The sequence below is a fragment of the Veillonella sp. 3_1_44 genome (assembly GCF_000163715.1).
GTDB lineage: Bacteria > Bacillota > Negativicutes > Veillonellales > Veillonellaceae > Veillonella > Veillonella parvula_A.
In genome coordinates this window covers 545,028-564,815 of sequence record NZ_GG770200.1, presented here as the reverse complement: position 1 = coordinate 564,815, position 19,788 = coordinate 545,028, and the positions used below count along the sequence as shown (strand labels likewise).

Sequence of the window (19,788 nt, the reverse complement as noted above, 5' to 3'; positions counted from 1 at the left end):
ATAGATATTATAATTTAGATTTCAATTTATCTTTAGTATAATTGGTCTTACTTTTAAGAGTGCTTACAATTTGTGGACGATGTTTTCTTTCGTAAGGATATACAACAACTTTTCCATCTTTATATTCTGCAATATATATATCCTTAACAGAGTATCCTTGAGCTTGGATTTCTTGTTCAAGCCACTCTCTATCTTTTTCAATTACATCGAGGGTAAACTGATTAATTTGACCATCATCGATAAGATCAAATCGGATATTATCTTCACCGAATTGAACCACGTTGAGCTGACCGTTTTGCTCCAATACGGCACGCTTAACATCCGTAACATATTGAACACCGGCAGCACGAAGTTTTAATTTAAGTTCAGCCGCTTGTATACCATAACGCATACATTCTTCTGTTAGAATATGACCTTTTTCGATTACTATAACTGGATGACCATCAAGAATTGCTTTAAAAATACGAAGATTCCCTTTTAAAAACTTAAGAGTCATTACGAGGATAGTCCATAAAATAAGGACTAACATAAATTGTAAAATACCAATTTGATCATTGTAAATAATGGCACCGATAATACCACCAAGTACGTAGTTTTGCAGTTGATCTAAGGCAGAGGTTGGGGCTAAATTGCCCTTACCCATTAAATTGATTTGTAAAATAATCGCCAAGAGACCGATGGCGAGTTTTGCAAAGACCATCCCATAGACGGCCATAGCTTCTGTCATATGTGGTCCTCCTTATTGTAATGCATCCTCTTTATCGTGAATTCGATCTATAGGGCTTACCTTATAAACACGTGTAATAGTATAGGTTGAAAATTCTGGATTAAATTGAACCTCATAGTAAGCGTCACTTACTTTTAAAATCATACCATTACGAATCTTTAAGGAGTTAACCGCCAATTGGTCGCTCGGTACGGAACGATCTGAACTAAAAGAATGTAAAAATTGAGCCATACGAGAGGAGTCCTCAGAATAGGTTTTCATCCGATTATACTCTTGGTATTCAAGCCCTAAGAAGAACACTACGATTAAAGACAATATAATCATCAGGTCACGATAGCGACTAGTAAAACCATTTCGCAATACTTGTACTCCCAAAATGAGCAATGCTAACAGAACAGCTACAATTATAATAAAGCCCCAAGTTTGACCTATTACAGCCTGACTTTCAACATAGGCTAATGTGTAAAAATCCATGCTACACTCCTTTCAAATATTACTTTTTATTATACCATATTTGATTCCAATATTTTCGATGTAATCGTCAAGATGGCCCAAAATAATGTAAGAAAAGATAAAAAATAGTGACCCCTTACGGGGTCGCTTTTAATAAGCATATAATCTCACAAAAGATTACCTAAGTAATACTCTTATTTTAACCAGCTCATCAAGTTGCGAAGTTCTGCGCCAACTGGTTCAATTGGATGATTAGCAGCTGCTTCACGATGTTCTTTAAGGAATTTTTGACCATTTTTAGAATCTGCTAAGAATTCATCAGCAAATTTACCAGATTGAATATCCGCCAAGATTTGTTCCATAGCTTTTTTAGTATCTGCAGTGATTACGCGAGGACCTGCATGGTAATCGCCGTATTCAGCAGTGTTGGAGATGGAGTGGCGCATTTTTTGGAAGCCACCTTCGTAGATAAGGTCTACGATTAATTTCATTTCATGCAAGCATTCGAAGTAAGCGTTAACAGGTTCATAACCAGCTTCAGTTAATACTTCAAAGCCAGTTTTGATCAACTCAGTAACACCACCACACAATACAGCTTGTTCACCAAAGAGGTCAGTTTCAGTTTCGGATTTGAAGTTAGTTTCCAAAATACCAGAACGGCCACCACCGATACCAGATGCCCATGCTAATGCCACTTCTTCAGTATCGCCAGATGGGTCTTTTTCTACAGCGTACAAACAAGGAACGCCAGAACCTTCTTGGTATGTACGACGAACTAAATGACCAGGACCTTTAGGAGCTACCATGAATACATTGATGTCTTCACGAGGTACGATTTTACCAAAGTGAATGTTAAAGCCATGAGCAAATGCCAAGTACGCACCTTGTTTCAAGTTTGGAGCAATATCTTGTGCATATACGTCTGCTTGCAATTCGTCTGGAATCAATACCATAACGATATCAGCGCCTTTAACGGCTTCTGCAGTTTCTTTTACTGTAAGACCTGCTTCTTCAGCCGCTTTCCAGCTAGAAGAACCACCGCGAAGACCAATTGTTACGTCCATACCATTTTCTTTCAAGTTCAATGCATGAGCATGACCTTGGGAACCGTAACCTAACACTGTAATTTTTTTGCCTTCCAATTTGCTTAAATTACAATCTGCATCATAATAAACTGTAGTACCTAAAATTTTACCTGCCATATTAGACAACCTCCAAACATATTCAATAGAATATAGATTATATATACTGTACACAATCTAACAAATTTTTGCAAGATGTGGCGTACATTAATTTAGTATCAGTAAGCCGAGTTTTAAGCCTCTGATAAAAAAATTTGATAACTAGCGAACCATCACCCATGGACGATCATCTTTCCATACAACTTGTACGGAAAGTCCAAAGACATCAGATAAAATATCATCAGTTAGTACCTTGTGTTTAGGACCTGCATGAATCATCTTACCCTCTCGCAAGATAGCTACATGAGTAATAAACGATAGTATCTCTTCAATTTGATGTGACACATAGATAATCGGTGTCTGCTGCTCAGCTACCAAAGTGGATACGGTGCGTAAAAACTGCTCCCTCGCTGGTAAGTCCAAACCAGAGCAAGGCTCATCCAAAATCAATAATTCTGGATTTGCCATAATAGACCTCGCTAACAATACCCGGCGCTGTTCGCCAGCAGATAAGGTGCGAAAACGATGACCTTCCAAATAGTCTAGTCCAAATTCAGATAATAATTGCATACCTCGTTGGCGCACCTCAGGTGCTACCTCTTGGTATATACCAATACTACTAAATGCACCAGAAATAACGATATCTTCAACGACTTGTTTATCCAAGGTTGACTGAAATTGTCCAAGCGCAGAGCTAACAAATCCTAGTCTAGCCTTGATTTTGGGCCACGCATATTTACCAAATTCCTTGCCAAACACACGTAAAGTACCCGTTGTGGGAATTTGATAAGCAGGTATCATGCTGAGCAGCGTCGATTTACCAGCCCCATTAAGCCCTAATAAAGCCCAATGTTCACCGTCCTCTATATGCCAATTTACATTATCTAAAATAGGTCTACCATCACGGCGAAAGCAGACATTTTCATAATGGAGTAATTCACGCCCCACGTTATCAACTCCTACATTTTTTCTCCGCGGCTCATAGCGGTGATACCTGTTTTGGCAATTTCAAGAATACCATAAGTTTCCATAATTTGAATGAAGCCACGTAATTTTTCTACACTGCCAATGACTTCAATGATCATAGATGTAGGAGAAATATCTAACACATTACCACGATATACATCGGCAATCTGTACAATTTGTGATCTTGTAGAAGCAGATGCTTTTACCTTGATAAGCATTAACTCACGGCATACCACATCATGATCTTCAAACACTTTAACCTTAACAACATCGATAAGCTTGTAGATTTGCTTTTGCACTTGATCGAGAATTCGGTCATCGGCCTCTACAGTAATAGTAATACGTGCATAACCTGGCTGATTTGTAATGCCAGATGTCATTTTTGTAACGTTAAAGCCACGACGGTTAAAGAGTGCCAAGATACGTGTACCAATACCCGGTGCATTTTTTGCAATGATTAAGACTTGATGTTCTTTCGCCATTATAGCACCCCTTTCTTCCCCATCATACCGCTTATCGTGCCGCCTGCTGGAATCATTGGTAATACATTATCCTCTCGTTCAACGCGACAATCCAAGACAATGCTTTCATCCGATGTAATGTATGATTTAAATTCTTTATTGAAAGTTTCAACATTATCCAGACGAGCTGCTTTCAAGTCAAATGCATCTGCGAGTTTCAAGAAGTTCGGACTCACTTCTAAGTCCACATAGGAATAGCGTCTATTATTGAATATTTCTTGCCATTGACGAACCATACCAAGATAGCCATTATTAATAATAACAATCTTAATTGGCAAATTATATTGGCGCACCATCATGAGCTCTTCACAAGTCATCTGGAATCCACCATCACCGACAACGAGGATAACTTGTTTCTTAGGCGCCCCTACTTGAGCACCGATAGCCGCCGGCAAGCCATACCCCATGGTACCCGCACCGCCAGAGGTAACGATAGTATGAGGTTTTTTATGAGTTAAGAATTGAGCCGCCCACATTTGATGTTGGCCTACATCACTTACGATTATGGCATCATCCTTGGCAATTTTATTAAGCTCAGATAACACATATTGTGCATGCAATACACCATTTTTAGACTCAGGTATCACCATAGGGTATTCCGCTTGCCATTCTCGGATTTGCTCAAGCCACGCTTCATGCGTTGTAGGTTCTACAAGAGCATTAAGCTCCGTTAATACCTGTTTTAAATCCCCTACGATAGGCACATTGATTGTAACATTCTTATCAATTTCAGCTGGGTCAATATCGATATGGATGATTTTAGCTTTTTTACAGAAGAAGTCTGGATGGCCTGTGATGCGGTCATGGAAACGAATCCCTGCAGCAATCACGAGATCAGCCTCATCTGTACTATTATTAGCTGCAACAGAACCGTGCATACCAACCATACCAAGGGCCAATTCGTGATCTCCCGGGAAGCCACCAAGGCCAACTAATGTATTCGTCACTGGGATTTGAGCCTTTTCAGCTAATTCTTTAAGCTCATCCATAGCACCAGACTTCAATACGCCTGCCCCAGCAATAATAAGTGGACGCTTTGCATTTTTGATGAGAGTAGCTGCTTTTTTGATTTGACCTTGATGACCTTTATAGGTTGGATCATAGCCTTCAAGATGAATAGGTACTTCGTACAATTTGTTGTATTCCGCCATGGATATTTTTTCGGTTTGAATATCCTTCGGAATATCAATGAGTACAGGGCCTGGACGACCTGTGCCAGCAATAAAGTACGCCTCTTTAATGATGCGAGGCAAATCATGAATATCTTGAACAAGATAGTTATGCTTGGTTATAGGCATCGTAATGCCTTGGATATCCGCCTCTTGAAAGGAGTCCTTACCGATAAAAGGGCGACCAACCTGACCAGTAATGGCCACCATAGGTACGGAGTCCATGTACGCAGTCATAATACCTGTTACAAGATTCGTTGCGCCAGGACCAGACGTAGCAAGACATACACCTACGCGACCAGATACGCGAGCATAGCCATCTGCCGCATGAGCTGCACCTTGTTCATGACGGACGAAGTAATGTTTAATTTCAGGGAAGCTATAAATTTCATCATAAATTGGGATTACTGCGCCACCTGGATAACCGAACATATCGGTTACGCCTAAGCGATGCAATGTTTCAAGGACAATGCGTGCCCCATTGATTGTTTCTGCGCTCATAGGAACCCTTTCAACCAGCTATTCAGACAATATTTCGCTGGAATTTAAACGTTTAATAATGTAACCATTATGTTTGAAAGTATCAATAATGTGTTGGATATGCTCTTCACCATTTGTTTCTACCGTTACTTGCAATTCCACTTCATGGAAACGGTCAAGGTTTTTGAACTGATTATGGTCGAGTTTAATAACATTTGCATCTGCATCCGCCAGCATTTGAGATACCGCAACCAATTGACCTGGTTTATCAGGAAGATTAACGGAGAAGGTAAAGATACGACCACGCAATACGAGACCTTTATTAATCATGGACGATATAGTAAGTACGTCGATATTACCACCGCTGACGATAGCTACCACCTTTTTGTCGCGGCACTCTAATTTCTTAAGACCAGCGAGTGGTAAAATACCAGAATTTTCGGCTACTAACTTATGTTTTTCAACAAGCAATAAAAATGCTTCCATCAATTCATAATCAGAAACGGTAATAATTTCATCTACATATTGCTTGATATATTCTAATGTAGTTTCTCCAATTTGACGTACTGCCGTACCATCTGCAATCGTCGCCACTTCATCGAGAGGTACAGGATGATCAGCCTTTAAGGCAGCTAGGGCACTCGCTGCACCTTCTGGTTCTACACCGATAATCTTAACGCGGGGATTTTTTAATTTCGCAGCAGCCGCAATACCAGATACGATACCACCGCCCCCAACAGGAACGAGCAAAATATCCGCATCAGGCAATTCATCAAGAACTTCAAGGGCAATCGTACCTTGCCCTTCTATTACATCTTCATCATTAAACGGATGAACGAACACATAACCGTGTTCTTTTTGCAACTCCATCGCCTTTTGATAGGCTTCGTCATAAATCTCGCCAAATAGTACAACATCTGCACCATATTGTTTTGTAGCATTCACCTTGATAAGAGGTGTATGTTTCGGCATGACAATAGTCGCTTTAATGCCAAGACGTTTCGCAGCAAGGGCCACGCCTTGTGCATGATTACCGGCAGACGCAGCGATAACACCGCGCGCCTTTTCTTCTTCTGTTAGTTTTGCAATTTTATTATAGGCTCCACGAACCTTAAATGAGCCTGTTATTTGCAAGTTTTCTGGCTTGATGTATACATCATTGCCACACTCGTCAGAAAACACATCACTATGAAGTAACTTCGTTTTCACAGTGATTGTGCTCAAGCGCTCACGAGCCTCCATAAAATCATATAACTTATACATATACACGGTCTCCTCTAGTTAGTATTAAATGAAAGTCGAGTATTAGTCTTCAAATACTTCGATAGCACCTTGTGCAGCAGAGGATACGTGAAGAGCGTATTTTTTAAGATATCCAGTTACATTGGATTTGAATGGTTTCAATGCAGCTTTACGACGAGCGATTTCATCATCAGATACAGCTAGTTCCAATTTACCGTTTGGAATATCGATGTTGATAATATCACCATCTTCAACGATAGCAATGGTACCGCCTGCAGCTGCTTCTGGAGATACATGTCCTATGGATGCACCACGAGTCGCACCAGAGAAGCGTCCATCTGTCAACAAAGCTACATCTTTATCTAGACCCATACCAGCAATCATAGATGTTGGGGTCAACATTTCACGCATACCAGGACCACCTTTAGGGCCTTCGTAGCGGATAACTACAACATCACCTTTTACGATTTTACCGCCCGTAATAGCTTCAACCGCTTCTTCTTCGCTGTTGAATACCTTTGCTGGACCAGAGTGAACAAGCATATCTGCATCTACGGCACCGGCTTTTACAACGGAACCATCTACAGCAAGGTTACCTTTGAGAACCGCGATACCACCAGTTTCATGTACTGGATTATCCCATGGATGGATAACATCTTCATCCACAACATGAGCGGCCGCTGCAATTTCACCTTGTGTTTTAAGAGCAACAGTTTTGCAATCTGTATGAAGGCGACCATTTTCTGCTAAACGTTTCAACACCGCAGATACACCACCTGCAGCGTACAAGTCTTCGATGAAGTATACACCAGATGGAGATAATTTAGATAATTGAGGTGTATTTTGGGCGATGCGATCGAAATCGTCTAAGGATAATGGTACACCTGCTTCGTGAGCAATAGCCGGTAAATGAAGCGCCGTATTAGAGGAGCCACCCAAAGCCATATCAAGAGCTACCGCATTTTCAAAGGCTTCACGAGTCATAATATCTTTAGGGCGAAGGTTTGCTTTTAATACCTCTACCGCTTGCATACCAGCTAACTTAGCTAAACGCAAACGTTCAGAATATACCGCGGGGATTGTACCATTGCCAGGAAGGCCCATACCGAGAGCTTCTGTTAAGCAGTTCATTGTATTTGCCGTATACATACCAGAGCAAGAACCACATGTAGGACATGCCGTATTTTCGATATCAGCTAACTCAGCATCATCCATTTCACCAGTTTGATGTTTGCCTACGGCTTCGAATACGTCAGACAAACCAATTTTTTTACCTTTATGTACACCAGCGAGCATGGCCCCACCAGACACGAATACAGATGGGATATTAAGGCGAGCAGCTGCAATCAACATGCCTGGCACTACCTTATCGCAATTTGGAATGAATACCATCGCATCGAATGGTGTAGCCATAGCAGTAGCTTCGATAGAATCTGCAATGATATTGCGTGTAACTAAGGAGTATTTCATGCCGATATGGTTCATTGCCAAACCATCGCAAATACCGATAGTATTGAACTCGATTGGCACACCACCTGCGTTGCGGATGCCGTCTTTTACGGCTTGTACAATATTTTTCAGGCCTACGTGACCAGGGATAATTTCGTTGAAAGAGTTGGCAATACCGATGACTGGTCTACCCATTTCTTCATCAACAAAACCCAGAGCTTTTAATAAAGATCTGTGTGGTGCACGTGCTACGCCTGTTTTCAAATTGTCACTTCTACAACTCATGTTAATCTCCTCACTTTTGAAAGCATCCACTTGGACAGCTTTCACGACGCATAAAAAAAGACGATTCCAATGAATCGTCTTAAAAGTTTACAAATGATATTCCTTTTGTTTACAGAATTCCTATATACATAAATAATCCTATGTACCCCTTGGAAAATATACACATAAGAAACAAACCATATAGTCAAATCTTATTGATTGTATATTAAACCATTCGCGGAACTTCTAAGACAAAAACGTGTTAAGTTGTTGTTCATAATTCGAATGTCATTAATAATCACGACTAGCGCAATAATCAATAAGCTAATGACTAAACCTAACATGTTTCCTCCTAAAATATTCTGTAATAATAATCACGGAATAATAATAACACGTTATATTATCCCGCGCAAGATAATTCACAATAAATTCTATAGATTCATCATAGTTTTTTTATGAAGTTCACCATACCCAAAAACTATAGCAAACCTAGTAAGGTATAAAAAATATAGATATAACAAGAAAAATCCCTCACCGTAGTGAGGGATTGAATATATTATAAAATACCAAAGAGCCACATGCCAAAAGTGCCGCCCCAGAAATGAATGAGGAAACTTACCACAGAAATGGCAAGGCCTACGCGCCACCACGTACCTTGTGGCACATAACCAGCACCGAAGAAGATTGGTGTTACACCTGAACTATAGTGAGTCAATGTACAGCCAGGGCTGTTCATCAAACCAAAGAGCAATATTGTAAACGGAATAGGAGCCCCCATCGCCACTAAAATAGCTGCAAAGGCGGAGAACAGAGCCGTAATACGCGCCGTACCACTGGCAAAGAAATACTGAGAATACACAAAGGTAGCGGAAATGATAAAGGATGCCCAGAACCAATCGAAGCCAGCTAAATGTTGACTTATAAAGTCTGCAAACACAGCTACTACACCGAGTTTACCAAGCAGCCCAGCCATGCCCACAAGCGTACCCATCCAGATGAGGATATCCCAACCGGTGCGTTCACCCAAAATATCCTCCCACCTAAGAGAGCCAGTCACAACACACGCCAGAACCCCCATCATCGCAACAGCTGTAGGATGAAGCTTAGTCCAAATTGCTGTAGCCCAAAGCAAGATGCAAAGTACAAAGATAATAGCAACAGAAATTTCAGCCTTCGTAATAGGTCCAAGAGCATCTAGTTCTTTTTGAGCCATTGCAGCAGCCTCTGGTGTTTCCTTGATTTCTGGTGGATAGATTTTATAGATGAACCAAGGCATCAAAATCATACAAATCACACCAGGAATGACACCTGCTTGGAACCATTCCCACCAAGATATATCATAGCCAAACAGTTTAGCACCTAAAGACGTAATAAGCAAATTACCGCTACATGCGGTCAAGAAGATTGTCACAGTAATAGTGTTAATAGTATGTGCTGTCGTCATCAAGTACGCCCCAATGCGGCGGGCCGTATTACCATAAGGTTCAGAACCAAAAGCTAAGGAAATATTTTGTACGATGGGGAATACAATACCACCTCCACGCGCCGTATTAGATGGTGTAGCTGGAGAAATAATCAAGTCCGTACAAGCCAACGCATAGGCAAGCTTTAATGAGCTTGTGCCAAAGGAGCGAATCAAGGTGTACGCAATACGCTTACCAAGACCAGAATTAATAATACCTCGTGAAAAGAATACCGCCGCTACGATAAGCCACACATTCGCCTCTGCATAGCCACCTAGAGCCTGTACCATAGTGATAGAATTAGTGGCTACGGCTACAACAATACCAAAAAGCGCCATAATGCCCGTTGGCCAGGGACGTAAGATAAAGCCCACAATAGTAGCCGTAAAGATAGCTAATAAATGCCAACCTTCAGGCTTGATTGCCTCTGTATGAGGTAAAAACCAAATAACGAGGCCCACTAAAACGGTAAGGGCCGCTCGTGTAAAAGTATTCATAGAACCTCCACCAGACTCAACAACTTTCCAAGAATTCTTTGATTTTAGGTTTTGCTCGTAACATTTCCATCTCTTCAGGGGATAATAATTTCACCTTATCCCGGTCTTGATTTACCAAGCAGAGAAAACCAATATAATCGTCCTTATTAGCACGGAACTGATGGATTGTGTTACCGGGAATTTCGATAAAATCACCAGCTTCTACATCGTGAATTTCATCGCCCAATAAGACTTGCCCTTTGCCGCGGAATATCATAACCATATGAGTATGATCGTGATACTCTAAGGTAGAATATCCCCCTGGCAAACATTCAAAATAGCGGAATTGACACGGAATATCATAAGCACCATCGTATAATACTTGACGTGTTACATCTTTAAAAGGACTACCATCTTGTTTATACACCAAGGTTTCGATACCATCCCACTTAAAATTTTTAGCATCAAACTTACGTATCATCGTATTACCTCTTTAAACAAAAAAGGGCTGCATCGAAACAAGGTTTCAATACAGCTCCATCGGTTCGATTATTTGAAGAGACGTTTCAAAGTACCTAGTAATCCATGACTATGTTTTTGTACATCGTCTGCAACGCCTGTCACTTCAAAGCCAGTTCGTTCAATGGCTTTTGTAATAACTTCTACAGATGCTTTTGTTGGATCAAAAGAAACGGTAGCTGTCTTTTCTGGCAAATCTACTTCTGCACTTAATACGCCAGGCAAACCTAGAGATGCCCCTTCAACTGTTTCTTTACAGTTGTTACACATCATCCCCGGTACAGTAAATACCTTTGTTACAACGCCATTATCTTCGCCACAACCACAATCTTTGCACATAGTGTTACCTCCTATTAATCGTTAGCTTCTTTATGTTTATCGTCGTTCTTAGCCCCTGCTGTTACGTCGATAGTAGTCGCTTTCTTAACGGCTTCTTTCGTTTCATCAACAGCCTTTTTAGGCCCCGAAATAGCATCTTTAAACTCATTGATGCCTTTACCAATAGCTTTACCGACTTCAGGCAATTTACCAGGTCCGAAGATAACTAGAGCAATCACTAATATAACTATTAATTCAGGTGTTCCTATAGACCCCATATGTATCTCCTTTATTTTTACTACTACTTATACTCTTTAGTGTACATCATCATAGGCTGCCTTGTCCACATACCAGGTCATAGCTTTTTGTGAAAGCACCGCTCCAGGCAATACACGACCAATGCGTTTTTCCCAAGGTAAATCCTCGTAATCTTCGCGTTGATACAATACCTTTGTCAATGCAGTACGCTTACTTTCACCAGTTACGGTAAACCAAACCGCATCAGATTTTGCTAAGAACGAAAAGGTCATAGAAATACGTTCCCACACCTTTCCATCCTCAACAGCTACCACCTCTTGATCTGTGACACGCAATGCATGAGAACCTGCAAATAGACCGGCTGTATGACCATCTTCTCCAAGATCGAGCAATGCCAAATCTAGTCCACTTTTTTTACAGGCCTTGAGAACATTCTTAACCTCTTTCTCGTATTCCGCTGCCGCTTCTATTACAGTTTTAGAATCTGTATTGATTGGCAAGAAATGAGCCGCCCCTTTCGCCTTACACAACAAGTAAGGTTTCACGCGATTGAAGTAATTATCCTCATGAGATTGCGGCAAGAATCGCTCATCAGTCCACACAAAGAATATGCGTTCCCAATTGAGGCGTTCAATATATTCTGGGGAATTAAGCAATTCTAATAAACCATTAATAACAGTCCCGCCCGTAATACCAACAACACACGTTTCAGTGCGATTGATTTCCTCGTTGGTGAAAGCAATAAAATCCTCTGCCAATGCTTGAACTACATCGCTAGGGCTATCATAACATTTAATTGTATCTTGAGCCATGTAATAATGACCTCCTAAAACTATTTCAATAGTTCTATTATATACACTTTTTCTGTGTAATGAAAGCAAAACCGATGCAACTCAATAGTTGGAGCCACATCGGTTCTAATTATATTTGTATTTACCTATGAATTACAGGAAATTCCAGTCCGTATATTCATAAATCAATATTATTGTTGACCAAATTTAGGACGGCGACGCTCTGTGAAAGCACGTACACCTTCTTTAAAGTCCTCTGAAAGACCTAATGCACATTGGTTTTCTACTTCAAACTTCTTGTACTCTTCCCAGCCAGCTAAGAAGCTATTCCACATCATTTCCTTCATAACTCGATAAGATTGTGCAGGTCCTTTTGCCAACTTCTCAACAAGGCGTCTTGTAGCAGTCTCTAAATCTTCTAATTCACAAACCTTATACACAAAGCCAAGTTCCTTACCCTTTTCAGCAGATACGGCTTCACCGGTCATAACAATATGCATAGCACGGTTCATACCAATAGAGCGAGTTAGTAGGAATAAACCGCCTGCATCAGGAGCAAGACCTACATTTACGAAGGCTTGAATAAAGCGTACGTTATTAGCAGCCACAACAAAGTCCGCCGCCAAAGCCATATTGAAGGCAGCACCTGCTGCAGCCCCTTGAAGGCTCATGATAACAGGTTTTGGTAACTTCTTCATAGCCATAGAAATCTCAGCTACCAGCTCAACAATTTCAAATAAAGACTCAGTATCCCCTTCGTTTACAGCGCGCTCCATCTCTGTTAAATCGCCCCCCGCAGAGAACACCTTTCCCTCTGCATTGATGAGCAACGCTCGAACGCTTTCATCATTATGAGCTTTATCTAAGACCTCAAGGATCTCCTTGCACATCTCGATATTAAAACCATTGGCTACGGTTGGACGATTAAAGGTCAACGTACCAATACCGTTGTCCACTACGTACTGAATTGTATTATAAATCATATGATTTCTCCTATATAAAAATCTATTTTCGAAAAAATTCGATTATTATATATCTATTATAGGAGAATTAAATGTCCCTGTAAATGATAGAATTATATAACCCAATAAATTCAAAACAATACGGTAATCGTATACGCCATAAACTAAAAATAAAACCTAAGCTATAAACAGTCTATAATGCAAAAACACCTGCAGACATTGTCTGCAGGTGTAATGACCTGTTGTCCAAATATTAACGTTTGGAGAATTGGCTTGCTTTGCGGGCTTTTTTAAGACCGTATTTGATAAGTATGGGTTTCAGTTTAGTTAAAAACAGCTTAGTTATCCACTCTTTTTTTCAGATAGTGTTTTTAAAGTTATGACGTAAAATGCCGCAATTAAAACACTATACATCATAATCGGAGGATAGACAATTGCGGATAGAATCAATCCCACTCCTTTAATTATTAGGTCAGGTATCAAGAACTTTCTATATTGTGCGGTAGCTTCAAGTAATTCTTTCTGATCTATATTGGGTTTATCAATTGCTTTATGTAAAAACCAGTTTCCTACCGTTGAAACAATAACGATCAGTCCATAAAAGAGCTGTGCCGTATGATTCATGAAATGACTACTAACTATTCCAGTAGCATAGGGCATAAACGAAACAAAAAATAAAAGATACAAATTCCACCAAACAACTTCTTGAGAAATTCTCTCAACCTTTTCCCATAATTTGTTTAGTGCCATCCATAACGATCCCAACCAGAAAAAGGAAAGAAAATAAGCAAAGAAATTTTGCCGTAAATCCCAAAAAGCTTGAAGACTTGGTGTCGTTGGTTTTTCTAATTCTAAGATTAGGATAGTCATTATAATTGCTAGAACCGCATCTGTCAATGCAATTAATCTATCTTTCTTCATCAGATTACATCGCCTTTCATTTTGTAGCATTCTATCTCATCGTATAATATTTATTAATCTTAAATAATAGATATTCATTTCATACTTTGAGTACAAACAAGATACACTAAAAAACATGCATCTGTCATATCTTATTTAATTTTAGAAATATTCATTCATCTAATTAATAAATATATCATATTTCACAATAAATGCCTACTATCAAAGATACATTTTCTTTCAATTTTCTCCCTTTTCACTTGATCACTTATTGTTGCTTAGATTTATCAAGAACAATCAAATTTGTATCAATTTCAAGTATCACCTAATTACAAAAATTTGGGGTGAACAGAAAAAGCATTCCGTATTTTTGATACGAAATGCTTTCAATAAATGTAAGTAAGTTTTAACGTTTACTAAATTGTGATGCTTTACGAGCTTTTTTAAGACCGTATTTTTTACGTTCTTTCATACGTGGGTCACGAGTCAAGAAGCCAGCTTTTTTCAAAGATTGACGAAGTTCGCCATCTACGTCCAATAACGCACGGGAGATACCGTGACGAATTGCACCAGCTTGACCGGAAGGACCACCACCAGCTACAGTTGCGATTACATCGTATTGTTCAACTGTGTTAGTCAAGTTCAAAGGTTGTTTTACGATCAATTCCAAAGTTTGGCGACCGAAATAATCATTAAGTTCACGTTTGTTAACAGTGATTTTACCTGTGCCCGGTACCAGACGAACTCTAGCAACGGAAGATTTTCTACGACCAGTGCCGTAATATTGTGCTACTGCCATTATATATTCCTCCCTCTAGATTATCGTACGGAAATTTCTAACACTTCTGGTTTTTGAGCTGCATGTGGATGCTCAGGACCAGCGTATACATTTAATTTACGGTATTGTTGTGCACCCAATTTATTTTTTGGAAGCATACCACGAACTGCCATCTCAACAACACGTTCAGGTTGTTTTTCAAGCATCATACCCAATTTAGTGAAACGGGAACCACCTGGGTAACCAGAGTGACGGAAGTATTCCTTTTGTTCCAATTTTTTACCAGTTACGCGAATTTTTTCTGCGTTTACAACGATCACATGGTCACCAGTGTCTACGTGTGGTGTGAAAGTTGGTTTATTTTTGCCCCGAAGAACTTTTGCAACTTCGGCAGCAAGGCGTCCTAAAGTTTTACCTTCAGCGTCAACAACATACCATTTCCGTTCGATTGTGTTCGGATTGGCCATATATGTAGTTTTCATGCTGCTTATCCTCCTAATAACGTCATAATTCTACCAAAATCAGCTTGTCCTTTGCTTCCGGGGCTAATGGAAACACGACTAAAGCTTACTCAAAATAGTATACAGATTTTATGGGTTTGTGTCAATTAAAAGTTACTATGATTTTTGTCTTAAAGCCTATCTATTTACGAGCCCCATGGATTGACTATAATATCCTATTCAAACATTCCAGTTTTAGGATTCCAATAACCCGTTTCTAATGTTATATCCTTCTCTACACCACTATTACTTGCTATCGTTACAATCTCTTTTTCTTTTGCCTCAATATTATTAGAAATATTAAAAGTATTAGTATCCTTTATAAACTTAATCTTTTGTCCATTGACCTTTACAATTAAATCTCCAACTTTTAATCCAGCTTTTTCAGCAGGACTATTAGGATCGATTTTTTCAATTGGATATCCTTTTTTACCTTTTGTACGACTAAGAGTGTATCCATTTGTATATCCGCCATCAAAATGTAGTTTGATTTTATTTAAAATTATTCTTTCTGATTCATCAGTGCTCGTTCTTTCAACACCAAAGCCACCTTTTTGTAGACTATATAGCTCAGCATTTTCAGAATAAGATACCTCACTACCTAAATGCTTTAAAGATGTAGATATAGTAAAATATGTATAGCGATTTGTTTTTACAGAAGCTTCACCAAACAATCCCACTCTTAACTTTTTCGCTGAGTTAAATACTATCATCTCAGAACTATCGCTACCTATTTGTAATGCATTAACTCCCTGCTGAGGAATTAAAGTAACTGTCGAATTTGGATGTCTCAACTCTTTGTTTATTAAAATATATGATTTAATTTCCATTGGTGTTGCATTATTGATTTGAATCGATGCAGCTATTGCAGTAGATAGAGAAAATAATATTAATAGACCTGTACATAAAGCCCATTTTTTTAATCTAGATATTACCATAATTAGCCCTTTTTTAATAATACAATATATAGAAATACCCGCAGTGCATAGCACTGCGGGCAATAGCGCCAAATTATTTGGAGTACAATTCGACGATAAGTGTTTCGTTAACTTCGATAGGAAGTTCTTCACGTTGAGGAAGACGAGTGAAAGTAGCTTTGAAGCCGTCCAAGTCTTTTTCAATGTAAGGAAGTTCGAAAGAACGAAGTTCTTGGAAGTTGGTTTTGAACATTTCGTTGTCACGAGATGCTTCGCGTAATTCGATTACATCGCCTGGTTTGCAGGAGAAGGAAGGAATATCTACGCGACGGCCGTTTACCAAGATGTGGCCATGGTTTACCATTTGACGAGCTTGACGAATGGAGTTACCGAAACCGATGCGATATACAAGGTTGTCAAGACGTTGTTCCAAAAGGATCAACATGTTTTGACCTGTAACACCTTGCATTTTTTTCGCTTTATCATAATAGCGTACGAACTGGCGTTCTAGCAAGTTGTAGTAAGCTTTAACTTTTTGTTTTTCTAATAATTGTGTGCCATACTCAGACATTTTCTTCTGACGTTGGTCTTTTTTGACGCGATTCAAGGCTTTTGCGTGACCGAATACGTTCACACCAAAGCGACGACAAAGTTTGAATCGAGCCTCTCTTCTCGTTGCCATGTGATTATCACCTCATAAGATTAAAATAAACTTGTACCTACACATAATGGTACCCAAGTATAATATCATTTTCATCTACTTATGTCAATTATCGATACCTATGAAAGTCATTGAAATAAGTGCATAATCACAATTTTTAATTACACTTTTTTACGATAATACTACTCACTATATCGATTGTGCATGTTTCATCATATTTTATAGATTTAGATGAAAAATCAATTATAGTATGCTACAATATGAATAAGTAAGGTAATAGGTATCATTGGAGTCTTATGTCTAAGTTGGGGGAATAACATGAAAGAGTTACCTACAATGCAAGAGCTACAAAGTTTTATTACCTATAATAAAACAGGAAGCTTTACATTAGCTGCACAATCTATGAATATTACACAATCAGCTTTCAGCGCTCAAATGAAAAAATTAGAGCGTTTAGTTGGTGTGAAATTAATCTCCCGTTCTACAAGAGGTAGCCGTTTAACACCAGAAGGTGAGTTATTCCTACCAGAAGCAGAACAAGTTCTCGACACATTGGAACGCGCTATCCAATCCATTCGTTTGGCTAGCAAGGTTGAACGCCCAATTCTAAATATTGGCGTATTACGTAGTCTTGGGGATATCCGTCTAAACGGTTACGTTTCCCACTTTTTCCAAAACCATCCTGAATTCTCTGTTAGTATTTACGATATGGAAGAAGAAGAATTGATGCTCGACTTGCGAGAAAACCGCATCGATATTGCATTACTCTATTTACCAAATAATAAGGATATGTCCGCATACGAATCCACCGCGCTTAGAGAAGACGAATTTGTATACTATGCACCAAACTTAGTGAACGGTATGGAAACAGCCAGTTTAAAAGCTATCCAGCAACAACCACTGCTCATGTATCCACCTAAATACTTTATGTATCGCACATTAAAAAACTATGTTGGGAACGGTCAACAAAACCTTCATATCCGCGGTAGCCGTCTATCCAATCCATATACAATGATCGACTACTGTCAAAAGAATAAATCTGGTTGCATCGTAGCACGCCAAATTTTAAGTTCTTTAAACATCAACGATGGCTTTGTGCCTTTAGAAAAACCATTCAAACTACAAGTGTGCTTCGCATTTAAGAAGAATAATTCTAAAACAGAAACTATGCATACCTTCATGGATTATGTACAAAGCGAATCACCACCACGTTTATAATAAAACTACTAGAACCCCGTATACCTTTTGGTGTACGGGGTTTTACTATAAACAACAAATGACCTATCTATGCAAAACAATTGCCCTCTCTTGTCCTAAGTTGTAAAATAGAGAATAGATTTCAATTAATATAGTAAGAATACAGTGAGGTTACTATGCTCTTATCTATTCTATTCTTTATACTAGCAGGACTTGCGGAAATCGGTGGCGGCTATCTCGTATGGCTCTACATGCGTGACGACAAAGGACCTATTTACCTGATCGCAGGTGCATTTATACTATTTTTATACGGTATTATCCCTACCTTCCAACCAGAAGCTAGCTTTGGTAAGGTATATGCAGCATACGGCGGCGTATTCATTGCCCTCTCTATTCTATGGGGCTGGCTTGTGGACGGCTTACGACCAGATACGTACGATATCATCGGCGGCCTTGTATGTCTCGTAGGTGTATATATCATCATGTATGCGCCACGTTAAATATGTAGTTTCCAGATATAACTATAATAAAATTTATATTTTTTAGATATAACAATAACTAACTATATATTTTGAAAGTACAACCATAGCAACTATATATTTTTTACATAAAACTATATAAGCATTACAGCAAAAGGAGTACAACTATAACAGTTGTACTCCTTTATTTATCTACATGACCATATGTATTTTTTACATACTAAAAAAACGGCTATCCGAAGATAACCGTTTGCTTTGGTGGACGATGACAGGATCGAACTGCCGACATCCTGCTTGTAAGGCAGGCGCTCTCCCAGCTGAGCTAATCGTCCATGTGGTGACCCGTCCGGGAATCGAACCCGGGATACCGCCGTGAAAGGGCGGTGTCTTAACCGCTTGACCAACGGGCCAATAAAAATGGCTCCTCGAGTAGGACTCGAACCTACGACCGATCGGTTAACAGCCGATTGCTCTACCGACTGAGCTATCGAGGAATGTTTATGGAGCGGGAAACGAGATTCGAACTCGCGACCCCCGCCTTGGCAAGGCGGTGCTCTACCGCTGAGCTATTCCCGCAAATGGTGGACGATGACAGGATCGAACTGCCGACATCCTGCTTGTAAGGCAGGCGCTCTCCCAGCTGAGCTAATCGTCCATATGTGGTGACCCGTCCGGGAATCGAACCCGGGATACCGCCGTGAAAGGGCGGTGTCTTAACCGCTTGACCAACGGGCCAGAAATGGTGACTCACCCGCGACTCGAACGCGGGACACCCTGATTAAAAGTCAGGTGCTCTGCCAACTGAGCTAGTGAGTCAAATGGCTCCTCGAGTAGGACTCGAACCTACGACCGATCGGTTAACAGCCGATTGCTCTACCGACTGAGCTATCGAGGAATGTATGGAGCGGGAAACGAGATTCGAACTCGCGACCCCCGCCTTGGCAAGGCGGTGCTCTACCGCTGAGCTATTCCCGCATACAGAACCGATAATTACTATAACATAATTATCAATCTGTCGTCAAGGATGAATTAAGTCCGTCCTGACTGCCATATAATAATATCAATTTACACATATAGTGTCAATGGTTTTTCCATAAAATGCTAGTAAATATTGGTT

21 protein-coding genes and 9 tRNA genes are annotated in these 19,788 nt (G+C 39.7%); 2 read left to right on the top strand and 28 right to left on the bottom strand.

Annotated elements, in window-relative coordinates:
- Positions 1 to 7: 7 nt before the first annotated feature.
- The 19 genes from HMPREF0873_RS06310 to rpsD form a co-directional block, all read right to left on the bottom strand.
- The gene (locus tag HMPREF0873_RS06310) at positions 8 to 727 is read right to left on the bottom strand and encodes a DUF421 domain-containing protein (RefSeq protein ID WP_038125705.1); all 720 of its coding nucleotides are present in this window, start codon (positions 725 to 727) and stop codon (positions 8 to 10) included.
- A gap of 12 nt (positions 728 to 739) precedes the next feature.
- The gene (locus HMPREF0873_RS06305; RefSeq protein ID WP_008602566.1) at positions 740 to 1,201 is read right to left on the bottom strand and encodes a DUF3290 family protein; all 462 of its coding nucleotides are present in this window, start codon (positions 1,199 to 1,201) and stop codon (positions 740 to 742) included.
- Positions 1,202 to 1,374: 173 nt separating this feature from the next.
- Positions 1,375 to 2,382: a ketol-acid reductoisomerase gene (ilvC, locus tag HMPREF0873_RS06300; RefSeq protein WP_004695212.1), complete on the bottom strand. Its 1,008-nt coding sequence runs from the start codon at positions 2,380 to 2,382 to the stop codon at positions 1,375 to 1,377.
- 141 nt (positions 2,383 to 2,523) lie between these two features.
- Positions 2,524 to 3,309, bottom strand: a complete 786-nt coding sequence (locus HMPREF0873_RS06295; protein ID WP_008714969.1) for an ABC transporter ATP-binding protein — start codon at positions 3,307 to 3,309, stop codon at positions 2,524 to 2,526.
- 11 nt (positions 3,310 to 3,320) lie between these two features.
- Positions 3,321 to 3,809: an acetolactate synthase small subunit gene (gene ilvN, locus HMPREF0873_RS06290; RefSeq protein ID WP_004695208.1), complete on the bottom strand. Its 489-nt coding sequence runs from the start codon at positions 3,807 to 3,809 to the stop codon at positions 3,321 to 3,323.
- Positions 3,809 to 5,518 carry a biosynthetic-type acetolactate synthase large subunit gene (ilvB, locus tag HMPREF0873_RS06285; protein ID WP_038125703.1) on the bottom strand — a complete coding sequence of 570 codons (1,710 nt, stop codon included), beginning with the start codon at positions 5,516 to 5,518 and terminating at the stop codon, positions 3,809 to 3,811. Before ilvB ends, ilvN begins: the two co-directional genes overlap by 1 nt.
- Before the next feature lie 18 nt (positions 5,519 to 5,536).
- Entirely contained in the window at positions 5,537 to 6,760 is a 1,224-nt protein-coding gene (ilvA, locus tag HMPREF0873_RS06280; protein ID WP_004696872.1) for a threonine ammonia-lyase, read from the bottom strand.
- A gap of 42 nt (positions 6,761 to 6,802) precedes the next feature.
- Positions 6,803 to 8,473: a dihydroxy-acid dehydratase gene (ilvD, locus tag HMPREF0873_RS06275; protein ID WP_004695202.1), complete on the bottom strand. Its 1,671-nt coding sequence runs from the start codon at positions 8,471 to 8,473 to the stop codon at positions 6,803 to 6,805.
- A gap of 535 nt (positions 8,474 to 9,008) precedes the next feature.
- A complete protein-coding gene (locus HMPREF0873_RS06270) occupies positions 9,009 to 10,412 on the bottom strand; it encodes a DASS family sodium-coupled anion symporter (protein WP_008714966.1) in 1,404 nt (467 codons plus the stop codon).
- Positions 10,413 to 10,428: 16 nt separating this feature from the next.
- Complete coding sequence (locus HMPREF0873_RS06265; protein WP_008714965.1) at positions 10,429 to 10,872, bottom strand: cupin domain-containing protein; 444 nt, start codon at positions 10,870 to 10,872, stop codon at positions 10,429 to 10,431.
- A gap of 68 nt (positions 10,873 to 10,940) precedes the next feature.
- A complete protein-coding gene (locus HMPREF0873_RS06260; protein ID WP_004695195.1) occupies positions 10,941 to 11,249 on the bottom strand; it encodes a heavy-metal-associated domain-containing protein in 309 nt (102 codons plus the stop codon).
- Between the two features lie 14 nt (positions 11,250 to 11,263).
- Entirely contained in the window at positions 11,264 to 11,506 is a 243-nt protein-coding gene (locus HMPREF0873_RS06255; protein WP_004695192.1) for a twin-arginine translocase TatA/TatE family subunit, read from the bottom strand.
- A gap of 36 nt (positions 11,507 to 11,542) precedes the next feature.
- A complete protein-coding gene (gene pgl, locus HMPREF0873_RS06250; RefSeq protein ID WP_004695191.1) occupies positions 11,543 to 12,298 on the bottom strand; it encodes a 6-phosphogluconolactonase in 756 nt (251 codons plus the stop codon).
- 170 nt (positions 12,299 to 12,468) lie between these two features.
- Positions 12,469 to 13,260 carry an enoyl-CoA hydratase gene (locus HMPREF0873_RS06245; protein WP_004695189.1) on the bottom strand — a complete coding sequence of 264 codons (792 nt, stop codon included), beginning with the start codon at positions 13,258 to 13,260 and terminating at the stop codon, positions 12,469 to 12,471.
- A gap of 321 nt (positions 13,261 to 13,581) precedes the next feature.
- The gene (locus HMPREF0873_RS06240; protein ID WP_038125724.1) at positions 13,582 to 14,160 is read right to left on the bottom strand and encodes a TMEM175 family protein; all 579 of its coding nucleotides are present in this window, start codon (positions 14,158 to 14,160) and stop codon (positions 13,582 to 13,584) included.
- Between the two features lie 385 nt (positions 14,161 to 14,545).
- Complete coding sequence (rpsI, locus tag HMPREF0873_RS06235) at positions 14,546 to 14,938, bottom strand: 30S ribosomal protein S9 (RefSeq protein ID WP_004695188.1); 393 nt, start codon at positions 14,936 to 14,938, stop codon at positions 14,546 to 14,548.
- A gap of 20 nt (positions 14,939 to 14,958) precedes the next feature.
- The gene (gene rplM / locus HMPREF0873_RS06230) at positions 14,959 to 15,399 is read right to left on the bottom strand and encodes a 50S ribosomal protein L13 (RefSeq protein WP_008714963.1); all 441 of its coding nucleotides are present in this window, start codon (positions 15,397 to 15,399) and stop codon (positions 14,959 to 14,961) included.
- Between the two features lie 194 nt (positions 15,400 to 15,593).
- Positions 15,594 to 16,355 (bottom strand): PDZ domain-containing protein, encoded by a 762-nt coding sequence (locus HMPREF0873_RS06225; protein WP_038125702.1) that lies wholly within the window; start codon positions 16,353 to 16,355, stop codon positions 15,594 to 15,596.
- Positions 16,356 to 16,428: 73 nt separating this feature from the next.
- The gene (gene rpsD, locus HMPREF0873_RS06220; RefSeq protein ID WP_008602541.1) at positions 16,429 to 17,016 is read right to left on the bottom strand and encodes a 30S ribosomal protein S4; all 588 of its coding nucleotides are present in this window, start codon (positions 17,014 to 17,016) and stop codon (positions 16,429 to 16,431) included.
- 297 nt (positions 17,017 to 17,313) lie between these two features.
- Between rpsD and HMPREF0873_RS06215 the strand changes: the two genes are divergently transcribed.
- Together HMPREF0873_RS06215 and HMPREF0873_RS06210 are read left to right on the top strand one after the other, a co-directional pair.
- Positions 17,314 to 18,213 (top strand): LysR family transcriptional regulator, encoded by a 900-nt coding sequence (locus tag HMPREF0873_RS06215; protein WP_004695178.1) that lies wholly within the window; start codon positions 17,314 to 17,316, stop codon positions 18,211 to 18,213.
- Positions 18,214 to 18,368: 155 nt separating this feature from the next.
- On the top strand, positions 18,369 to 18,692 hold the full coding sequence (locus HMPREF0873_RS06210; RefSeq protein ID WP_008714961.1) for a YnfA family protein: 324 nt from the start codon (positions 18,369 to 18,371) through the stop codon (positions 18,690 to 18,692).
- 235 nt (positions 18,693 to 18,927) lie between these two features.
- Here HMPREF0873_RS06210 and HMPREF0873_RS06205 read toward each other — a convergent pair.
- From HMPREF0873_RS06205 to HMPREF0873_RS06165, 9 genes are all read right to left on the bottom strand, one after another.
- Positions 18,928 to 19,003, bottom strand: a tRNA-Val gene (locus HMPREF0873_RS06205).
- Between the two features lie 3 nt (positions 19,004 to 19,006).
- Positions 19,007 to 19,081 (bottom strand) — tRNA-Glu (locus HMPREF0873_RS06200).
- Between the two features lie 8 nt (positions 19,082 to 19,089).
- Positions 19,090 to 19,165 (bottom strand) — tRNA-Asn (locus HMPREF0873_RS06195).
- A 7-nt stretch (positions 19,166 to 19,172) separates the two neighbouring features.
- Positions 19,173 to 19,247, bottom strand: a tRNA-Gly gene (locus HMPREF0873_RS06190).
- Between the two features lie 3 nt (positions 19,248 to 19,250).
- Positions 19,251 to 19,326, bottom strand: a tRNA-Val gene (locus HMPREF0873_RS06185).
- A 5-nt stretch (positions 19,327 to 19,331) separates the two neighbouring features.
- Positions 19,332 to 19,406 (bottom strand) — tRNA-Glu (locus HMPREF0873_RS06180).
- Between the two features lie 5 nt (positions 19,407 to 19,411).
- Positions 19,412 to 19,487: transfer RNA gene (locus HMPREF0873_RS06175), tRNA-Lys, on the bottom strand.
- A 3-nt stretch (positions 19,488 to 19,490) separates the two neighbouring features.
- Positions 19,491 to 19,566: transfer RNA gene (locus HMPREF0873_RS06170), tRNA-Asn, on the bottom strand.
- 5 nt (positions 19,567 to 19,571) lie between these two features.
- Positions 19,572 to 19,646: transfer RNA gene (locus HMPREF0873_RS06165), tRNA-Gly, on the bottom strand.
- Between the last annotated feature and the right edge of the window lie 142 nt (positions 19,647 to 19,788).

Excerpts from the sequence above, each read along its gene's own strand:
- HMPREF0873_RS06225 (WP_038125702.1), bottom strand. The coding sequence starts at position 16,355 with ATGGTAATATCTAGATTAAAAAAATGGGCTTTATGTACAGGTCTATTA.
- rplM (WP_008714963.1), bottom strand. The coding sequence starts at position 15,399 with ATGAAAACTACATATATGGCCAATCCGAACACAATCGAACGGAAATGG.
- HMPREF0873_RS06260 (WP_004695195.1), bottom strand. The coding sequence starts at position 11,249 with ATGTGCAAAGATTGTGGTTGTGGCGAAGATAATGGCGTTGTAACAAAG.
- ilvB (WP_038125703.1), bottom strand. The coding sequence starts at position 5,518 with ATGAGCGCAGAAACAATCAATGGGGCACGCATTGTCCTTGAAACATTG.
- ilvA (WP_004696872.1), bottom strand. The coding sequence starts at position 6,760 with ATGTATAAGTTATATGATTTTATGGAGGCTCGTGAGCGCTTGAGCACA.
- rpsD (WP_008602541.1), bottom strand. The coding sequence starts at position 17,016 with ATGGCAACGAGAAGAGAGGCTCGATTCAAACTTTGTCGTCGCTTTGGT.
- HMPREF0873_RS06270 (WP_008714966.1), bottom strand. The coding sequence starts at position 10,412 with ATGAATACTTTTACACGAGCGGCCCTTACCGTTTTAGTGGGCCTCGTT.
- HMPREF0873_RS06310 (WP_038125705.1), bottom strand. The coding sequence starts at position 727 with ATGACAGAAGCTATGGCCGTCTATGGGATGGTCTTTGCAAAACTCGCC.
- HMPREF0873_RS06245 (WP_004695189.1), bottom strand. The coding sequence starts at position 13,260 with ATGATTTATAATACAATTCAGTACGTAGTGGACAACGGTATTGGTACG.
- rpsI (WP_004695188.1), bottom strand. The coding sequence starts at position 14,938 with ATGGCAGTAGCACAATATTACGGCACTGGTCGTAGAAAATCTTCCGTT.
- ilvC (WP_004695212.1), bottom strand. The coding sequence starts at position 2,382 with ATGGCAGGTAAAATTTTAGGTACTACAGTTTATTATGATGCAGATTGT.
- HMPREF0873_RS06265 (WP_008714965.1), bottom strand. The coding sequence starts at position 10,872 with ATGATACGTAAGTTTGATGCTAAAAATTTTAAGTGGGATGGTATCGAA.
- ilvD (WP_004695202.1), bottom strand. The coding sequence starts at position 8,473 with ATGAGTTGTAGAAGTGACAATTTGAAAACAGGCGTAGCACGTGCACCA.
- HMPREF0873_RS06305 (WP_008602566.1), bottom strand. The coding sequence starts at position 1,201 with ATGGATTTTTACACATTAGCCTATGTTGAAAGTCAGGCTGTAATAGGT.
- HMPREF0873_RS06255 (WP_004695192.1), bottom strand. The coding sequence starts at position 11,506 with ATGGGGTCTATAGGAACACCTGAATTAATAGTTATATTAGTGATTGCT.
- HMPREF0873_RS06240 (WP_038125724.1), bottom strand. The coding sequence starts at position 14,160 with ATGAAGAAAGATAGATTAATTGCATTGACAGATGCGGTTCTAGCAATT.
- ilvN (WP_004695208.1), bottom strand. The coding sequence starts at position 3,809 with ATGGCGAAAGAACATCAAGTCTTAATCATTGCAAAAAATGCACCGGGT.
- HMPREF0873_RS06210 (WP_008714961.1), top strand. The coding sequence starts at position 18,369 with ATGCTCTTATCTATTCTATTCTTTATACTAGCAGGACTTGCGGAAATC.
- HMPREF0873_RS06215 (WP_004695178.1), top strand. The coding sequence starts at position 17,314 with ATGAAAGAGTTACCTACAATGCAAGAGCTACAAAGTTTTATTACCTAT.
- pgl (WP_004695191.1), bottom strand. The coding sequence starts at position 12,298 with ATGGCTCAAGATACAATTAAATGTTATGATAGCCCTAGCGATGTAGTT.